The following is a 17,510-nucleotide window of genomic DNA, read 5'->3' as shown; positions in this document are numbered from 1 at the left end:
AGTTGATTGTGAATCAATAAAAAGAAGAATAAGGTGAAAAAGTGAAAATACAAGTAAAAAAACAAGCAGCCAATAAGTTTCGTCAAGGATACCCGCTGGTAAAAGAGGAAGATTTACAGCAGCGCCCTAGTCAGCTGCCTACAGACTGGATAGAGTTTACTGATCCGGCTGGTAAATTTGTCGCTTATGGTTATTTGGCAGAACAGAATAAAGGACTTGGCTGGCTGTTGAGCTGGGACGAGAAAATATCTGTACCGTTTTTTGAAAGGCTATTTAAAAAAGCAAAGCTGGAAAGAAGTGTTTATGCGAATGACAGTAGTACCTCTGCCTATCGGTTATTTAACGGAGAAGGTGATGGTTTAGGCGGAGTAACGATTGACTGCTACAACGATTTCGTCGTGTTCTCCTGGTATAATGAAACGATTTATGAGAAGCGTGAAGCCATTATCCAAAGTTTCAAAAAAGTTTTTGACGAAATAACCGGCGCATATGAAAAGGTTCGATTTACTTCTTCTTATCCAGAATCTCAGCATTTGTACGGAAAGCAGGCAGAAGAACCTCTGTTGGTTACTGAAAACGGCGTCTCCTACGCAGTCTACTTGAATGAAGGGCTGATGACAGGGATTTTTCTGGATCAAAAGGAAGTACGTGGTGAGTTGATAAATGGCTATGCAGCAGGGAAAACAGTCTTGAACATGTTTAGCTATACAGGTGCTTTTTCTGTGGCGGCAGCGATGGGCGGTGCAATTAGTACAACAAGTGTAGATTTGGCTAAAAGGAGTCTGGCAAAAACAACGGAGCAGTTTGAAGTAAATCAGCTGCCGCTTGCACAGCAGAAAATCGTTGTGATGGATGTGTTTGAGTACTTCAAGTATGCTAAAAGAAAAGACCTGATTTTTGACTGTATCATTCTTGATCCGCCAAGTTTTGCAAGAAATAAGAAAAAAGTCTTTACTGTAGGAAAAAATTATGGTGAGTTGATTGAACAATCGATTGATATACTGGCAGAGCAGGGACAAATCATTGCGTCAACAAATGCAGCGAATCTTTCGCTGGAACGTTTTACAAAATTAGTAAAAGACGCATTGAAAGAAAAAAGTATTTCCTCATACACGATAGAAACTATCTATCAGCTTCCGGGAGATTTTAAAGTAAGTGAAGATTTTCCTGAGGGAAATTATTTAAAAGTATTGTTCTTAACTATAAAAAAATAGCTATATGATAAAAAGCGACATACAGTAGTTGATTTAAGGGAATAATAAAGATTCAAAAAGCAGAGACTGTATAGGGACCTGCTTTTTGTTTTAGGTGAACATTTAATAATGGGGTGATTAAAATGGCAAAAAAATCAAAAGTTCATAAAACCAATGCAATGAGAATTGTGGAGCAAAAGAAGCTGCCATACAAGCAGTACGAATTTCCTTGGAGTGAAGAACATTTAGGGACAGATAGCGTATCCGAGCTGTTAGGAGTTGAAGAAAAGCGAATATTTAAAACCTTAGTAGCTGTTGGAAATAAGACTGGACCAATTGTTGCCGTGATTCCGGGAAATACCGAATTGGATTTAAAAAAATTGGCGAAAGTCAGCGGCAACAAAAAAGTTGATATGCTTCATTTGAGAGAGCTGGAAGAGACAACTGGTTATATTCGCGGCGGCTGTTCCCCTATAGGGATGAAGAAGCTGTTTCCAACCTATATCGGATTGGAGGCAGAGCAATACCCCGCCATTATTGTTTCCGCAGGTCAGCGTGGTCTTCAGTTTGAGCTTGCACCAAAGGATATTGCAGCTCTTACAAGAGCTAAAATCGTGGATATTACTTTATGAATCTACATTCTAAAAAAAGGAAGCAGTTGAAAAAATAACTACTTTCCTTTTAATGATTTCTGGAGTGCCTGCCGGGCAAGATTGTCAGCCCCTTTGTTTTTATTTTCAGGGATCCACTGAATCAGCAAAAGTGTGAAATGAGACTCTAATTGTTGGAATCGTTTGAGATACGGCTGAAAAACAGGATTACCCGTATAATTTTTATCAATCGTCTGTACGACGGTTTTACTGTCTGAATGAAGAAAAATGCTGGTTGTGGTAAACTGGTGATTAATCAGCCATTCCAAAGCAAGGATAAGGATTTTGAATTCTGCTTCGTGGTTGGAACATTCACCTAAAGAGAAATGGAGCTGTTCATGGATTTGCTCCCCTGTGACGACGATTCCACCGCCGCTTGGTCCGGGATTTCCCTTAGTAGCAGCATCTACATAAATTCGTAACATGATTTTCTCCTTTATATTTTCTGTTTAAAGTCTAAGTGTGTTACTATTGTACCATATGAAATTTTAGGTAAGGAGTCGTTGTATGAAACAAAAAAAATATTTCTGGCAACCAGAATTGTCAACGGCTGTTATATACTGGTCCTGCACGTTCGCCATATTATTTATGAGTTTAATCTTATCATTAGAGTATACAAGACCTTATCTTGTTAGTAATCTAGTGATGGTCGTCTTTTTTATCTTTGCTTATTTAGGATTTAACCGCTATTTTAAGCTGACTGCAACAAGTCTGTATATTCATTATTTTTTACCCTTTCATAAAAAAGAACTTTTGCTGGAAAACATTCGTTTAGTCAAAGTAGGCACTAAAAGTATCGAGATTATTTCTGAGGATTTTTCTTCCGGGTCCAGAATTTATCTTATGACGAAGAAACAAAAGCAGGGGCTTATTGAGGCTTTGAAGAAAACTGAACGTTTTTCAGATAAAATTATTTATGACGATCAGCTTAAATTAGGAGAACATTGAAGGTTGGCAAAAACTTCGCTGTGGGAATAGCGTTTCTGGGGATAAAAACTTTAGGGCAATTATTTAGATAGAGTAGAACGTCAAAATGGTGCGGTTTTCTCTGTCTTTTATTTTTTAGGAAAATAAGATAAGATAGGTAAAAAAACTGAAGGGAAAGAAATAGATGTGGAAAGATGATAAACAAAAAAGAGATGCCTATGAGTTAATGCTGCAGCAGTTGACTGGATTGACAGAAATTGAACATGATGGAATAGCGAATTTAGCAAATTCTTCAGCACTCTTAGCTGATGCTTTACCAGAGACGGTGTTTGCTGGATACTATTTGTACAATGGAGATGAGTTGGTTTTAGGTCCATTTCAAGGAAAAGTTTCCTGTACAAGAATTAAAATGGGAAAAGGTGTGTGCGGAGAGTCTGCAGAAAAACGTCAAACATTAATTGTTGATGATGTGAAAAAGCATGAAAATTATATTTCCTGTGATTCTGCAGCCCAATCAGAAATTGTTGTGCCGATGGTAAAAGCAGGCGAATTGATTGGTGTTTTAGATATTGATGCAGGAGTGACTTCCGGCTATGATGAAATAGATCAGGAATATCTGGAGAAATTTGCAGATATTCTTCTTAAAAATTCTGAGTTTTAACTTGTGGAGAAATGGTAGGCAGATGTTTCGTTCAAAGCCCTTTTCTGTGAGATAATCATAGAAAACAACAAGGGAGATGTCAACGTCATGGAAGTCTATTTGAATTTTAAAAATGAAGCAGCAGCGGTTATCAAATTCTATGAAGAGGTTTTCGATACGCCTTCGGCGAATGTTATGACCTTTGGTGATATGCCGGAAGATCCGGAGCACCCAGTTTCAGAAGATATAAAGGATTTAATATTGAATGCCAGTATGGTTATCGAAGGTACATATGTCATGATTTCTGATGTGCCGGATGGAATGGGGAAGCCATTGACCGTAGGAAATAATATTTCGTTAGTCGTAAGTACGGATGATGAAGAAAAAATAGACCGTCAATTCAACCGTTTAGCAGAAGGTGGAACTGTTGAAATGCCTTTAGGACCAACATTTTGGTCGAAGAAATATGGGATGCTGACAGATAAGTTCGGCATCAATTGGATGTTCTCTTATTATGCGGAAGGAGAGAACAATTAGGACCAGCCTTTGCTATTGACCAGTTGAATTATTAAAAAGCAGCTGATGTTCCTGCTCAGGAGTATCGGCTGCTTCTTTGAAACCGCAAAAATGAGTTGGTCGATTTTGGCGAAACTGATTGGATTCATAGCTGATTTGTTATGGAGAAAATGAGAAATATTTTGCGTAGATGTTTTTCTGATATGTAAAAACGTTTTAAAGGCGGGAAAAGACTATATTAAATGAATGAGCTGCTCGCTTTATTTAATGGTATAATTATGTTATACTATTCTAGCACCAATTTTTCATGGGGGCGTTACGGATTCGACAGGCATAGTTGAGCTTGAATTGCGTTTCGTAGGTTACGTCTACGTAAAAACGTTACAGTTAAATATAACTGCTAAAAACGAAAACAAAACTTTCGCTCTAGCTGCGTAAAAACAGCGGGTGAAGATCCTCTCGGCATCGCCCATGTGCTCGAGTAAGGGTCTCAAACTAAGTGGGATACGCTAAATTTTTCCGTCTGTAAAATTTAGAAGAGCTTATCAGACTAGCAATACAGAATGTCTGTCACTCGGCAAGCTGTAAAGCGAAACCCTAAATGAGTTGACTATGGACGTAGAGGTTTAAGTGACAATATGTTTGGACGCGGGTTCGACTCCCGCCGTCTCCATAAGAGATTTAATAATAGACAGTAGAAATGCGTTGTACAGTGTTTCTGCTGTCTATTATTATTTTGAATACGAGATTGAATACGATTAGCTTAAATGCCAACATAATTAGCGAATAATTTTGTGGTCTTTTCTTTGGTATCCTTAGTGACATGAGCATAAATGAAATGTTGTTATACAAAGCATTTTATGGAAAGTTCCTTTTCTAAAGGAGCGTTTTTTTATGTACAGTAGTTAACCATTGTTAGCCTTTATAGGAATAAGGCAATAGCGTATATGTCATTTTTGTAATCAGCTAAGAGATATAAAAATGTCAACATTTGTCAACGAATCGAGGAGGAATGCCAAGGGTGATAGTTCTAATTGTAAAATAAAATAATATAATATGGTGTTTTATTTTTTCTTTTGGTATGATTGAACAAAAAGGAGTGTACATTAATAATATGAAAATTGTGGGTGAATGGGTAAACAAGATGAATGAGTACCAAAATGAAAGATCGGTGACTCAAGAAAAAAAAGGTTTTTTTGAAAGAATAAAAATAAAGTTTGTTCCCATCAAAAAAGTTGTTGAAAACAATTGGCTTATATTTGTAGTATCAACAATCATAGCAATCCCTCTTTTTATAATGTTTTATTACATAATTGCTAATATCGCTAATAATATTACTAATCACGAGGAAATAAAATCTGGATTACAGATTTCAGGATTACTGTTAGCTATTCCTATATTGTGTTTGGACGCATATTTCATGTATAAAGCGAGTATAAAAAAAATGCCAATCTTAACAATATTTTTTATAATTTTTGTGATAGGAATAGCTATGCTGAATATACTAGCAGGATTAGATTTTATCGAAATTGTCAAAACTAAAGAAGAGGATTTAAGTGGCTTATTTTTTTTGGTGTTTCTATTGGATGTCTACACAATTTCCTTTATGTTGACGAAATTAGTCTGTCTGATATTTGATAAAATTATTGATAAGATAAAAAAAGTTAAAAATTGGATAGTAGATGAAGGTGAAAATAACAATGATATCTTAAAAGCAAAGTTATCTTTTATTAATAAAATCATTACAGGTTTTATTGCAATTGTAGCTTCAATTCTAGGTCTACTACTAACTTTAAATCAAATTTTATAGTTTCACAAGCAAAAGATGTTAATAAAAAATCTTATTATAAACTGGAAACGAAATGGAAACAAGCCATAGCAGAAGGCAAAAATGTATCAGTAGAAATTAAAGTGAACTACACTGATAACGCTTTACGACCTTCATCATTTGATATTAAATCTAAAATAGATGGCGAAATTAAAACAGTAACTTTATTAAATCAAAATTTTTAGCGAGGTGCCGAAATGACAGAAACATTTGACAATAAATTCATGGATTTACAGTTTGCTATGGTTAGTGTAGCCGTTGAATTTGTTAATAAAAAAGCAGATAAAGCCTTTGTTTATGGTTCAATAGAAGAAGGCGTTGTGACAGGTGATGTGTTTTATCAAGTAGGGAAAAGAATCTTTAAAAAGCATGAGTTATCTAAATTAAATGACTTTAGCAATATTAACATGGGCGATGAAATGCAGTATAGAATGCTGGGACTATTTTCAGAAGATTTACAAAGTCTGATGAAATTATTTAAAGAAGATAATAGAGAAGTTCCGACAGAGTTCAAAATGATATATGACATTAACAGTGGAAAATTCAACTCAAATTTAAGCTATGATCTTAAATATTCGGATTCTGACTATAAAGATGCTTCCGATATTTTTGACAAATGGTTTGACGAAGTAAAAAAAGAAATCGAAGGATAAAACAAAACGCTTTGACTGCTCAATAATGATTTGAATGTTAAGTTGATTTAACTAGGTAGAAAAGGAGACTGTTTATGAATCAATTATTTGATGATTTTATAATAGAGCAGAAAGTCAATAAAGAATTAATTAAAATGTATCAAGGCAGAATCCCAGAAGAAATGTTATTACTTTGGAAAGAATACGGATTTGGTACATTTTTAAACGGATTCATGAAATCTGTAAACCCTGATAACTTTAAAGAATTACTGGTTGAAGGCAGTCAACGATTCCATGATGGAATTGTCTTGTTCGCAACTGCAATGGGGGACTTAATTATTTGGGAAGGAAGTTTTGTAAGAATATTAAGATTTAGATATGGTAAGACTGATACGGTAATATCTGGTTTTAAATTTTTCTTTGAAGATTTATCTGATAAAGACTTCAGAGCAGAGGTTTTAAAGTGGTCTCCGTATCTTTGCGCTATCGAGATGCATGTTAAGCCTAAGTTTGACGAATGTTTTGGCTATGTTCCTCTTTTAGGATTAGGTGGGGCAGAACATGTTAACAATTTGAAAGTAGTGAAGCTTAGGGAACACCTGATGCTCATTACTGAATTGATGGGTACTATAATTTGAAAAAATGGAGAAAAGGCTGCTCAATTATGAGAGCCTTTTTGTTGATTAATCGTATATATATATCAAAAAAGCTTGTAAAAAAAAGTTATATGATAAAAAAGTTGAAAAGCGGTAATTCTACGAGGGAAGGACTGCACCGTTCTCCTGCGACTTCACATACTTACTTTCTAGGTGGGGGGAGTCTCTGCTCACCACTGTTAGCATTCGATACCCTACTGCTACTATTCATCAGTAACATAAAACTTAATTACATTAACTTTATTTTTCTCCGACTTACTTTCCCAAGGATTTTATTTCTCCTGATTACTTAATTTTCTTGATATAATCGCATCCATTTTATTTAAAGTATCTGTAGCTTTAATTTGATTGCCTGGATATTCATCATTCTTGGCTATTTCAGAAAGCTTTACCATCCTTTGCTTTCTTATCATTATCACTTCATCTCGAGAAATTTCTTGCAAATCCTTGAACCTAGCCAAAATCACATTTTTTCTAAAAATTTTATTGGCTTATTATCCACAGTTTAATCTTTCCATCTAATAGAATTACCGAAATCTTCTATATAAGCTTTGATTAGGAACTGAACAAATTTTTCATGTTTCTGATTATCTAATACAGCCATAAGCCCATCTTCTTTTATGTAATAAAAAAAGAAGCATAAGCGATCTAATCTTTTTTCATTTGCTGTTGATACCTATCTTCTCTTGTATAAATGTTTTTAACAAGTGGGTAAACGTCACTATATACTTCTACCAACTGCCTTAATCCTTCTCGGTTCACATAGCTATCATTTATGCTGACTAAAGCTACACCTTCAATATGATGCTTTTTATCAGCAATTGTTAAATGTCCGCCTCTAACATTTTCAATTCCGTTCTCCAGCATATACTCAATAACTTTATTAGTAACATATATATTCCCTTCATAATGGCTCGTCAGTCCAATATCATGCACTTCGAGTATTTTTATTGGAGGATTATTTCTTGTCAATGAAAAATCTCCCCTTAAATGATAATTAAACACTTTATCTATATCTCTTGAAGTATGTCCTACATAAAATGTTTTGTCTTTCAACTTTAAAACATAGACTTTTCGAAATCTCTTTTCGCCCATAGCTGTTATACTCCTCCCTTTGATATTACTGAAACTATACCAAATAAAGAAGTTTACTCATAGGCTTTTGTAGCACAATAATTACGCACTCATGGATTGTTGTAAAAATAGAGTAAATCAAAAAGAGTACTTCAACATTTTTTGAGTAAGTTACTTCAGACTGGATTGTGATTGAGAAGGTAATTACAGATGTAGTTAATAGGTTGCATTTCAATTCTTTATGTTTGATGTTACAATCAATTTGAGGTGATTAAGATGAATAGAAAGTTGTTGAAATTATTTGAAAAATTAAAAATAATTATTTCAGGAATAAAAGAAGGAGTCGAGGAAGCTTTACATCTATACAAAGTAGCATTACAAATGATTATAATGCAAATCGTAATAGCATTAATTCGTGTTTCTTTTCCAGAATTTCATAAAAATTATTATTGGATTTTTGAATGGGTAAATCTCTTTATTGCAATCTACGGCGTGATTCAAATGTTTATATTTACTTATAAGATTTATACAAAAGAATGGAGAAAACTAGATTCTTTATTGCAAGAATATGAAGGGGAGGCTTCGAAATTTGACTTTTCATTTCCAAATGATTTTATAAAAGGTATCTATCTAGGTGAAGGAGTAAGAGGAAATAATGTTGATTTCATAAAAAAACTAGATTCAGGAGTGAAAAAGTTAGACCCTAGTCAGAAAAAAATTGCGTTAATACATATTAGAAACTATAATAGTAATTCTTTTAATTTTTTTTCAGGGTATTATATATTTGGTATTTTAAGTATACTTGCAACAATCTCGCCATTGTTTAGCTTTGAAATGTTAAAAGCTAGTAGCGCTTTTTTTATAACTGTTACTATATATGCGCTCACTGTAGGAAGATACATTTATCGAATAAACAAAAAGAAAATATATATTTGTAAAATAGTAGAAGATGTATTGAGATACTCAATTGAATAGAAGTATATAGTAAGCGCCCCACGCTTATGAGAATTTTATTGAATACGATATTGAATACGAGACAGTTTAAAATATATGAAACTTGATGATACTTTAGATAAGTGAAAGTATTTAGTTTTATTGATACTGACACATAATTAAGGCGTATGAAATCGAATTTTCTAATCCCGCCGTCTCCATAAGAGATTTAATAATAGACAGTAGAAATGCGTTGTACAGTGTTTCTGCTGTCTATTATTTACGTTAAATGCCAGCCACATTCCAGTATAATTTGTGAATGGCTCAGCAGTCTTTTTTGTGACATGTGCATAAATGTTTATTGCTATCCAGTGCAAGGGTAGCTGCAACACTATTTGAAATACTAAAAAGTTAAAAAGGCAAACATATATATTTAATTATTGACCGATTTAAGGAGGACAAATAATAGAACAGAAAAAGAGTCTGAGACATAAACAAAATCCCAGACTTTTGGCATCCTTAAAACCGAATAAACAGTATTACAAAAACAGCTTTCTCGAAAATAAGCCGAATAATATCAAAAATATGAGAAGCTCCAAGTGGGGATCAATCAATAGTTACTCGGTCCCCTCGTAGTGTTTCTTGACAATTTTCGGATTATTCTTATTATTGCTGTGAAATACAGTGAGGGACGAGCTGATGTTAAACAGTACCTACTTGGTTCTTGGAGCTGGACACTTTTGTCACAACCTCTAACTTGAATGATGCCATTTACCATTACTAGATGAGCTTATCAAAACATCTTTATCATTAATTCCTAACTCACTAACAAGTAGCGATTTCACTTCATCTGCTGGATGAGTTGTGTTAAGTCGATAAATCTTTGAACCATAGTTGTGCCATTCACCAAGCTGCATCAATTTTTCAGAAAAAAGAATATCAGGCTTAGTACCTTCGAATAAAGCAAAGAAGTCATAAATATACTGACCATCTGAAGTTTTAAATGGGTTATCAGGTGATCGTTCAATCGTTTTTCCAAATGGTTCATAGTTCTTTTTAGGTGTACTCAGATAACGCTGATTACTTGCGGGGATAATCATTTTTTTAAAAGCATCAAATTCTTTTTTGAACATAAGAATCCCTCCAAACTACTCTAATGAATAAAGTATATACCATAAAAATATAAAAGCACTTATCAGGAAACTAGATATACTTAATTGTTAAATCCAATCTTTTGTAGTGAATGCTCCTAAAAGTTTCTTCTTTTAGTTTTAGCTCAATGAGGTTATCTCCAAACAAACAACCAATAAAAGAGCTCGATTTTCTTTTTCATCAAAAATAGATATCTTAACATCAGCATTTATATAATGTTTCTGCTGCCTTTTTGTTTAAGCATATATGTTAAACTTGAAAAAAGTATATACTTCACCACTTGACTACTAAATATTATTTAAGAGAATAGATCGATTAAGCATGTAATTAGAAATGTCAGTCCCAATAGCAGAGTTAAAGAAAAGCCGAGGACATTGTGCATATTCAGGCTGTTTCCATTTCCTTGATATTTAGTAATCAAAAATCTGGAATCAGAAAAATATTTTCCTTTTTCTCTTTTAGAACGTAAAATTCCAGGAAATGAGCAGATTGGATAAGCAAGTAATATTAAGGATATAAATAGATTTATTGTAGTATTCATTTAACACACCTCTTTTCCACTAACTTATGCTAAACCAATAGTCATACATTGCAGTAAGGAAATCATTTGAAATTTTGAGAGCTTTCATGTTAGGTAAAACTGAATCAATTGAACAATAAGGACAAATCGCTGTATCTCCAATCTCTTCATTCAGATAAAAAGTGATTTCAATAGGAGAGAATATTTTTAAACAATAGAAACAGCCGCATGTATCCGTATAGTCAAAATACTTTTTATTACCAGTACAATAAATATGTGCATGTTTAAGCGTCTCTTTGGAATAATTCATAAATAACCTCTTTTTAGTTAGGATAATTTTATGCTAATGATATCAGAGAAGTTAGAGAAATACTATAATGAATAGAGGATGCAGCACTTAAAAAAAACTGGAAAATTCTAGATTTTTTCTGTAATAATAGAGTGAAACTCATGGTCAGAAAGATAGAGAACAAGAATGAATCGCAGTTTAATATTAAAGCGTTGTCAGCAAAAAAGACCTACTATCAGAAAATGACGGTAGGACTTTTTCTATAAAATTATTCAATAATCTAAAATACGCTCTTGGTTGCCCGCTCTTTTGTATTAATCTTCTTTAAATATATCTGTACTAGTAACAAATGACCGAATAACCGTTCCACAATCTTTACAAATTACATGATGTAAGGTCTCGCCAGAAATCATTAATAACGCATTTTCAGGGATAACTTTCCCTTCATGAACTTGTTTGGCCCGGACTGTTTCCAGACCACCACAGTATTGACAGACATCAGCTTTCATCATAATTCCCAACCCCTTTTAGCTATTGAGTTAAGTATATCAGAAAGAATCCCCTTGTTAAACGTGGATTTGCTAGAATGATGCTATTCAAAAGAAGAAATTGTAGTGACAATATCTTCTTCTAAGAACGTTACTTCCGAGATAATTAAGCTATTACATCCAAATATAGAACCGCTAAATATTTTTTGAGAAGCCGCTGTAATGACTACCCACATCTTTTTACCATCTTCCTTTTTTTATTAAAACTAACTCACCAACATTAAATTTCTTCACAAAACATCCTCCAAATATAGGTTGTTCGCATTATACTGTTTACTAAATCATAAGTAAATATGAAAATGATACAAAAAAATAGAATTAAAACGTAAAAAAAGATAATAAAAACAGGAATCAAAACATTGGAAAGGCTTTTACCTGAAATTTTTTAGCGACTCAGTACAAGTAATAGTTTCAATACTACGAGTTTAGGATAAAATTGTCTCCTTTTTTTAACCAAGGTTGATTGTGAGGAAGAGTGAGTGAACAGAAAATTCAAGACTTTGAAGTAAGACGAAGATATTAAAACTGTTTTTACTAATAAAATAAAAAAACTTCCTAATTATTAGGAAGTTTCAAAAAACAAGCAAAGAATAATCTCGGACAATACATTAATTGCCCATCCATAGATTTTTTTCATGTACAACACCTCTGACTTAACTATAGCAGAAAGCTGAGTTAAAGCAAATGAGACTAAAGTCTGAACCTAATCACCAAGTATAAATACTGTTCAAATAGGCTATATGGTGGAGGTGAAAACTCAAAACAATACAGGTAAAAAAACAATAGTTTAAAGCATAAATGAAAAATAGAATGTAATGAGTAAAAGAGAGAAGGATGGTTTAAACGAGTACCAGGGTGAAGAGAGCTGACTTTCAGTGCTGTTATCCGAAAATATAACGTTTATAAAATAACAATAGTTATATATCAAAAAATGGCATAAAAATGAAAAAATGTGATAAAAAAACTTGTTTTTAGATGTGCAAACAAGGAAAAAATTATGTTATTATTTTAATACAGAAGAAGGGAGAGGATAAATGAAAACAGGTGACTTGTTAGGTATGTTTTCAAGTTCAGCTTTGACAGGGCTGACAGCAGGAGTGAAGTACATACTGAAGCTAAGAGAGTTCAGAACGTTTTAACAGATTGATAAAATGACATAGTTTTTATTGATCAGCATCAAAAAAGGAGTTTGTTGACACAAAAACAGCAGTGTTGGATGGTTTGTTGGAAAGCTGCTGCTATGGTGAAGCAAAGTAAAATGAAAAATTACCAATAGAGAAAGATCAGCTTGGGGGCTGATCTTTTATTTTTTTAATAAAGTATGATTTATATTTGTTTTCTGTTTAAGCTCTGTTTAAGCAAGCTGGCGTATGCTTGTTTTGTCAGAGAGGAGAAATATTTTATGAAGAAATCTGTGAATAAATGGATGATTAGCATCATTGTAGTCAGCATTCTATCAGTAGGAATCATCGGCTTTTTTGGCTATAAGCTGATATCTCAGCCAAGCATGGAAAACATGAGAGAGCGTCAGCCAATGGATGGAGAGCTGCCAAATGACGGAGATCGTCCAGAAGATGGCCCACCTGGAATGGAAGGTAATTCTGAAATGGAAAGCAGTGAAGCTGCGGATATATAGTTCGGGAACTCAACTTTATAAAAAAAGAGAGACGTACCTGAACAGCAAAAAAATAATCCAAAAGAATTAAGCTGATTTTTCTTAAAAGTAGAGTAGAAACCTACTATTAAGAAAGACAGCTTTTTATTTGAAAGCTATTAGAAAATTTTACTCATTATTTGTTATTGAATAGTATCCAGCTATTAACATAGACTGCATAAGACACTGTTAAAAATTATTAAAGAATAAAAAACAGCAATTATCTTTTAATGGAAATTGATTGCTTTCCTAGATTAAGAATAGGTATAATAGTCAAAGACCATTAGAAAAATAAGATGAATTCCAACTTCGTGTAAGGTATAATTTAATGGAAATAGTTAAAGATTGAGGAGCACATTGAATGTATATATTTTGTTTATTAAATGAAAGTGAATTTGAGAGCTATGTTAATCAAGCTGAACATGGAAACTACCTTCAAACGAAAGAGATGGGCAGACTAAAAACACAACGAGGCGCCAGTGTGTCTTTTCCAGCTCTGAAAGATGAACAGAATAATGTTGTAATAGCAGCACTGATGACTAAAACCAAGCTGGGTGTTGGTTATGTATTTGATATCGATGGACTGGAAGTTCCAAAGGAGAACGAAGCACTGCTTTCAGAGTTTTTTGAAAAGCTAAAAAAACATGCAAAAGATGAAGCGGGCTTGTATTTAACAGTCACACCTAACGCACCATACAGCACCTATGATTATCGGGGAAATCCTTTAAGTGAAAAAAATGAAGCGTTGATGCGTACATTTGTAAATTCTGGTTTTGCTCATGAAGGTTTTTATCAAGGCTATGCTGCTGACGGGAATCCACAATGGATTTATAAGAAAGATCTTGCGGGTTACTCAGAGTCGGATTTGTTGAAATCGTATGGTAAAGATGCGAAATACAGTTTAAATAAAGCTGGCAGCTTTGGTATTAGAACACGGGAATTGGCTTATGAAGAGCTTGGACTTTTTAAAGAAATTACTGAACGAACCAGCGTTCGAAGAAATTTTACGGATAAAACGTTGGAGTACTATCAAACAGTTTTTCAAGCCTACGGAGAGCGGGCTAAGTTTGTTGTTGCGGAAATCAATTTTCAAACATACTTAGATAGTTTAAGCGAGCAAAAGAAAAAGCTTGAACAAAAGCTGCTGGATGTTGAAGCGTTTCTTGAAGTAAATCCTAACAGCCGTAAAAAGAATAATCAAAAACGCGAGTTCTCTGATGAACTGTCAACCTTCGAAAAGCGGATACTTGATGGTGAGCAGATGCTGAAGGAAAACGGAGAGCATGTGTCCTTAGCTTGTGCCTTGTTTTTAACGTGTCCTCACGAAACTGTATATCTTTTTTCCGGTACAGAAGAGAAATACAAAAAATTATATGCACCATTTTTAATTCAAGACAAAATGCTTAAGTACTCTGTTGCCGAAAATATTCCCGTATATAATTTTTATGGAATCGAAGGTGTTTTCGATGGTTCGGACGGAATACTGAAGTTTAAACAGGCATTTAACGGATATGCAGAAGAAAAAATCGGTACCTTTAAGCTAATTATCAACCCGACTAAATACAAAGGGTATATGCTGCTGAAGCATACACGTGAGTTTATTAGTAAGCTAAGAGGAAGAGGGTAAAGAGAAAAAAACAAGCCAAAATAATATTATTCTGGCTTGTTTTTAGTTGTCTTTAATTAAACCGACTTTATAATCGGAAGATTTAATATCGTTAATATCATAAATAAGAACTTTTACTTCTGCATTAATCTGTGAAGCATGAAAGTTATCACCTATGTCTTCTAATAAATTGATAAATTGGTAGACTTTGTTTATGTAGGCAAGATCACCTGTTTTTAAATAATTTAGTAAGTTATTGAGATATTGAAGATTCATGCGATAACTGTAATTTTTACTAGATCGATCTAATTTTTTTGCTAATAAAATAAATTTTTCTGCTGCATTATAATCACGTTCATATAGTTTCATAGATATAACATTCAAAATTACATTATAGGCGAACTTTTTAGTAGTAGTGTCCCGTTTTTCTTCATCTTTAATGGGATATACACGATTAAATAATAAATCAACTTGTTTGCTGTTAAACAAATGCATTGTATTCGACATCAAAACAAAATCATATTGAATATAATATGATTTGGCTATCAGGTAGTTGAAGACAAGGGTGATTTCTTGATCAGAAATGGGATCTACTTCTTCCCAACGTTGATGGAAATAATTCTTAATTCCCATATAGTTTGAAAGTTCTCTTAATGATCGAGTGTTATTTCTTTTTAATAGTTCATAATAATCTAAAAGCTTCTTCTTTTTGACTTTATTTTCTAAATGAAGTGCACAATAATAAAAAAGTTCTCGAAAAATTTGTTGCTCATCATCTTGAGAAGAGAAGCTTAAAAATTCTTCTGTTGTTACTGACAAACGATCAAGAATTTGCTCAAGTTCATTGATTCGTATAGCTTGCTTGCCATTTTCAATACGAGAGTATGAAGATGGATCACTATGATTTGATAGCATTTCTTTTTGAGTATAATTTAGTTTTGAGCGAAAAAAACGCAAAGTATCCCCGATATTCATAGGTAATCCTCCCTTTGTTTGCTATTATAACATAAAAGAGTGTGATTTCTTCTATATTTAACTTATTTATTATAAAAAATTGAATAATTTTTGCAAATAATGCAAATACAAGTTGTTGCTCTTTATTTCTTCATATTTGTTTGTTATTCTTTACCTAGAAAAATAAATTATCCATTAGTATATTTTTCTTAAATAGCAATAAGGAGGTTTATGATGACAGGTCTAGCAATTGTAACTGTAACTCTTATTACAACTTTAGTAATACAGGGGGGTGTATGATAACTAGTTTTTACGAAAAAAGATTTTAAAGGTCGATAGTGCGAATCGGCTAAACAAGTAAGTGCGAAAGAACAAAAAGGTAAGAACAACAAACAACTAAAAGAAAAAAATAAGTTGGAAAGTGCAAAGATAGGCTGTGGTGTCTGGGGAGATGCTGCAGCTTATTTTTTTATTGCTAAAAATACTGTTGGAAAAGCTATAAAATGAATAATATCTGTTTGATGAAATTAACAGTTTTCTTCTGCAATAAAATAAGGTAAAATAAATTTTTAAAAGAAATTGGGGAGTTGAACGGACTATGAATAAGGACGAATTGATTAAGAAAGCTACGGATTTGATTGGAGAAGGGAATTTTGAAAAAGCTAAAAAATTCTTGGAAGAACATAAGGATGAGATTGGAGAGCAATATACGAAACTGATGAAATCTCTTCCAGATAATATGGATATTAACGGGATTGCAGATCAAGTAAAAGGCTTCTTTAAAAAATAGGCAAAAGACGGTTGTGGGATAAATAATCAATTAGCAGTGAAAACAAAAAAGGTATCAGAGAGGTTTATTCCTGTTCTGATACCTTTTTATTCTGTTCTAGAGGTACTACACAAATCATCCATTGGATTGTTTAGCTCCTTAAGCAGTTTGTTTTAGTTGCTGTATAGCTCGTTCGATAGTAACACCGTATGCGACTTTGTTATGGTCGTTTGCATCATAGACCATAAACACGTTGTTCTTTGTATCAAATGCTACACGGTAACTAATAGTGTTTGTTTTGAATGTCATAGTGATCATTCTCCTTTCGTGTTAATTATGAAAGGCAACGATGTATGATAACGAAATTCTGTAGTTAGTATAGCATATTTTTTATGAAAAGACAATTTGCTGCTTGCCAGTGAAAAAGGGCTTTTAGAATCTGAGAGAATTGCTTTCCGTTTTACTCTATTCATAGTAGAATGAAAGTGTAGGGAGGGATTCATCATGGATTATAAATATCAAAATATTTTAGTTGCAGTAGACGGTTCACCCCAGGCTGAAAAGGCGTTTGATAAAGCATTGGAAATTGCCAAACGAAATCAGGCCAAACTTCATATTGTCTATATAATTGAAGAAATCAGTAATTATTTTGGTGAGTTGACAGTTTCAGTCACCAATGCGATGGAAGACCTTAGAGTGAAAGAAGAAGAGAAGATGCAGCAAAGAGCTGACTTAGCTTATGCAGGTGGACTGGATGATGTTGCCACATATGTACTGTATGGTTATCCTAAAACTTTGTTGGCAGGTTTTTCTGAGTCGGAAGAAACAATTGATTTAGTTATTATCGGAAAAACTGGTTTAAATGCAATTCAGCGTGTGTTAGTTGGTTCAACTACTTCCTATGTGGTCAATCATGCCGCTTGTGATGTGCTGGTTGTTACAGAGGAAGAATAAAACCGTATCTTAAGA

21 protein-coding genes and 1 other RNA gene are annotated in these 17,510 nt (G+C 33.3%); 15 read left to right on the top strand and 7 right to left on the bottom strand.

The window, feature by feature from the left end:
* Positions 1 to 41 precede the first annotated feature (41 nt).
* Complete coding sequence (locus ACYSNQ_RS04380) at positions 42 to 1,214, top strand: class I SAM-dependent rRNA methyltransferase (protein WP_426081608.1); 1,173 nt, start codon at positions 42 to 44, stop codon at positions 1,212 to 1,214.
* Between the two features lie 122 nt (positions 1,215 to 1,336).
* On the top strand, positions 1,337 to 1,825 hold the full coding sequence (gene ybaK / locus ACYSNQ_RS04375) for a Cys-tRNA(Pro) deacylase (RefSeq protein WP_426081607.1): 489 nt from the start codon (positions 1,337 to 1,339) through the stop codon (positions 1,823 to 1,825).
* A 38-nt stretch (positions 1,826 to 1,863) separates the two neighbouring features.
* Here the strand turns inward: ybaK and ACYSNQ_RS04370 are convergent, their stop codons facing one another.
* Entirely contained in the window at positions 1,864 to 2,268 is a 405-nt protein-coding gene (locus ACYSNQ_RS04370; RefSeq protein WP_426081606.1) for a ribonuclease HI family protein, read from the bottom strand.
* A gap of 82 nt (positions 2,269 to 2,350) precedes the next feature.
* Here ACYSNQ_RS04370 and ACYSNQ_RS04365 point away from each other — a divergent pair, with 82 nt between their 5' ends.
* The 8 genes from ACYSNQ_RS04365 (at position 2,351) to ACYSNQ_RS04330 (ending at position 7,024) form a co-directional block, all read left to right on the top strand.
* Positions 2,351 to 2,791, top strand: coding sequence for an EbsA family protein (locus ACYSNQ_RS04365; protein WP_426081605.1), 441 nt, complete (start codon positions 2,351 to 2,353; stop codon positions 2,789 to 2,791).
* A 163-nt stretch (positions 2,792 to 2,954) separates the two neighbouring features.
* Positions 2,955 to 3,431 (top strand): GAF domain-containing protein, encoded by a 477-nt coding sequence (locus ACYSNQ_RS04360; protein ID WP_426081604.1) that lies wholly within the window; start codon positions 2,955 to 2,957, stop codon positions 3,429 to 3,431.
* Positions 3,432 to 3,518: 87 nt separating this feature from the next.
* Positions 3,519 to 3,947, top strand: coding sequence for a VOC family protein (locus tag ACYSNQ_RS04355; RefSeq protein ID WP_426081603.1), 429 nt, complete (start codon positions 3,519 to 3,521; stop codon positions 3,945 to 3,947).
* Between the two features lie 288 nt (positions 3,948 to 4,235).
* Positions 4,236 to 4,602, top strand: a transfer-messenger RNA (tmRNA) gene (gene ssrA, locus ACYSNQ_RS04350).
* A gap of 438 nt (positions 4,603 to 5,040) precedes the next feature.
* Positions 5,041 to 5,736 carry a hypothetical protein gene (locus ACYSNQ_RS04345; RefSeq protein WP_426081602.1) on the top strand — a complete coding sequence of 232 codons (696 nt, stop codon included), beginning with the start codon at positions 5,041 to 5,043 and terminating at the stop codon, positions 5,734 to 5,736.
* Positions 5,733 to 5,939, top strand: coding sequence for a DNA/RNA non-specific endonuclease (locus ACYSNQ_RS04340; protein ID WP_426081799.1), 207 nt, complete (start codon positions 5,733 to 5,735; stop codon positions 5,937 to 5,939). Before ACYSNQ_RS04345 ends, ACYSNQ_RS04340 begins: the two co-directional genes overlap by 4 nt.
* A gap of 12 nt (positions 5,940 to 5,951) precedes the next feature.
* Entirely contained in the window at positions 5,952 to 6,407 is a 456-nt protein-coding gene (locus ACYSNQ_RS04335; protein WP_426081601.1) for a hypothetical protein, read from the top strand.
* 74 nt (positions 6,408 to 6,481) lie between these two features.
* Positions 6,482 to 7,024: a T6SS immunity protein Tdi1 domain-containing protein gene (locus ACYSNQ_RS04330; RefSeq protein ID WP_426081600.1), complete on the top strand. Its 543-nt coding sequence runs from the start codon at positions 6,482 to 6,484 to the stop codon at positions 7,022 to 7,024.
* 290 nt (positions 7,025 to 7,314) lie between these two features.
* On the opposite strand, the gene ACYSNQ_RS04325 is transcribed toward ACYSNQ_RS04330, so the two are convergent.
* Both ACYSNQ_RS04325 and ACYSNQ_RS04320 read right to left on the bottom strand, forming a co-directional pair.
* Entirely contained in the window at positions 7,315 to 7,455 is a 141-nt protein-coding gene (locus ACYSNQ_RS04325; protein ID WP_426081599.1) for a hypothetical protein, read from the bottom strand.
* 235 nt (positions 7,456 to 7,690) lie between these two features.
* Positions 7,691 to 8,137 carry a hypothetical protein gene (locus ACYSNQ_RS04320; RefSeq protein ID WP_426081598.1) on the bottom strand — a complete coding sequence of 149 codons (447 nt, stop codon included), beginning with the start codon at positions 8,135 to 8,137 and terminating at the stop codon, positions 7,691 to 7,693.
* Between the two features lie 255 nt (positions 8,138 to 8,392).
* Between ACYSNQ_RS04320 and ACYSNQ_RS04315 the strand changes: the two genes are divergently transcribed.
* The gene (locus ACYSNQ_RS04315) at positions 8,393 to 9,091 is read left to right on the top strand and encodes a hypothetical protein (protein ID WP_426081597.1); all 699 of its coding nucleotides are present in this window, start codon (positions 8,393 to 8,395) and stop codon (positions 9,089 to 9,091) included.
* 710 nt (positions 9,092 to 9,801) lie between these two features.
* On the opposite strand, the gene ACYSNQ_RS04310 is transcribed toward ACYSNQ_RS04315, so the two are convergent.
* The 3 genes from ACYSNQ_RS04310 to ACYSNQ_RS04300 all read right to left on the bottom strand — a co-directional run bounded on the left by ACYSNQ_RS04310 (position 9,802) and on the right by ACYSNQ_RS04300 (position 11,522).
* A complete protein-coding gene (locus ACYSNQ_RS04310; protein ID WP_426081596.1) occupies positions 9,802 to 10,182 on the bottom strand; it encodes a hypothetical protein in 381 nt (126 codons plus the stop codon).
* A gap of 579 nt (positions 10,183 to 10,761) precedes the next feature.
* On the bottom strand, positions 10,762 to 11,031 hold the full coding sequence (locus tag ACYSNQ_RS04305) for a cytoplasmic protein (protein WP_426081595.1): 270 nt from the start codon (positions 11,029 to 11,031) through the stop codon (positions 10,762 to 10,764).
* 293 nt (positions 11,032 to 11,324) lie between these two features.
* Positions 11,325 to 11,522 (bottom strand): hypothetical protein, encoded by a 198-nt coding sequence (locus tag ACYSNQ_RS04300; RefSeq protein WP_426081594.1) that lies wholly within the window; start codon positions 11,520 to 11,522, stop codon positions 11,325 to 11,327.
* Positions 11,523 to 12,960: 1,438 nt separating this feature from the next.
* Here ACYSNQ_RS04300 and ACYSNQ_RS04295 point away from each other — a divergent pair.
* Both ACYSNQ_RS04295 and ACYSNQ_RS04290 read left to right on the top strand, forming a co-directional pair.
* The gene (locus ACYSNQ_RS04295; protein WP_426081593.1) at positions 12,961 to 13,194 is read left to right on the top strand and encodes a hypothetical protein; all 234 of its coding nucleotides are present in this window, start codon (positions 12,961 to 12,963) and stop codon (positions 13,192 to 13,194) included.
* A 379-nt stretch (positions 13,195 to 13,573) separates the two neighbouring features.
* On the top strand, positions 13,574 to 14,839 hold the full coding sequence (locus ACYSNQ_RS04290; RefSeq protein ID WP_426081592.1) for an aminoacyltransferase: 1,266 nt from the start codon (positions 13,574 to 13,576) through the stop codon (positions 14,837 to 14,839).
* Positions 14,840 to 14,881: 42 nt separating this feature from the next.
* On the opposite strand, the gene ACYSNQ_RS04285 is transcribed toward ACYSNQ_RS04290, so the two are convergent.
* Positions 14,882 to 15,793: a helix-turn-helix domain-containing protein gene (locus ACYSNQ_RS04285; RefSeq protein ID WP_426081591.1), complete on the bottom strand. Its 912-nt coding sequence runs from the start codon at positions 15,791 to 15,793 to the stop codon at positions 14,882 to 14,884.
* 577 nt (positions 15,794 to 16,370) lie between these two features.
* On the opposite strand from ACYSNQ_RS04285, the gene ACYSNQ_RS04280 reads away from it, so the two are divergent.
* The gene (locus tag ACYSNQ_RS04280; RefSeq protein ID WP_426081590.1) at positions 16,371 to 16,562 is read left to right on the top strand and encodes a hypothetical protein; all 192 of its coding nucleotides are present in this window, start codon (positions 16,371 to 16,373) and stop codon (positions 16,560 to 16,562) included.
* A 483-nt stretch (positions 16,563 to 17,045) separates the two neighbouring features.
* On the top strand, positions 17,046 to 17,495 hold the full coding sequence (locus ACYSNQ_RS04275; protein WP_426081589.1) for a universal stress protein: 450 nt from the start codon (positions 17,046 to 17,048) through the stop codon (positions 17,493 to 17,495).
* The last annotated feature ends 15 nt before the right edge of the window (positions 17,496 to 17,510 follow it).

It is taken from the genome of Enterococcus sp. LJL51 (genome assembly GCF_054871795.1).
Note: the sequence above shows the minus strand (reverse complement) of the source record. Positions and strands in the feature narration are given on the sequence as shown.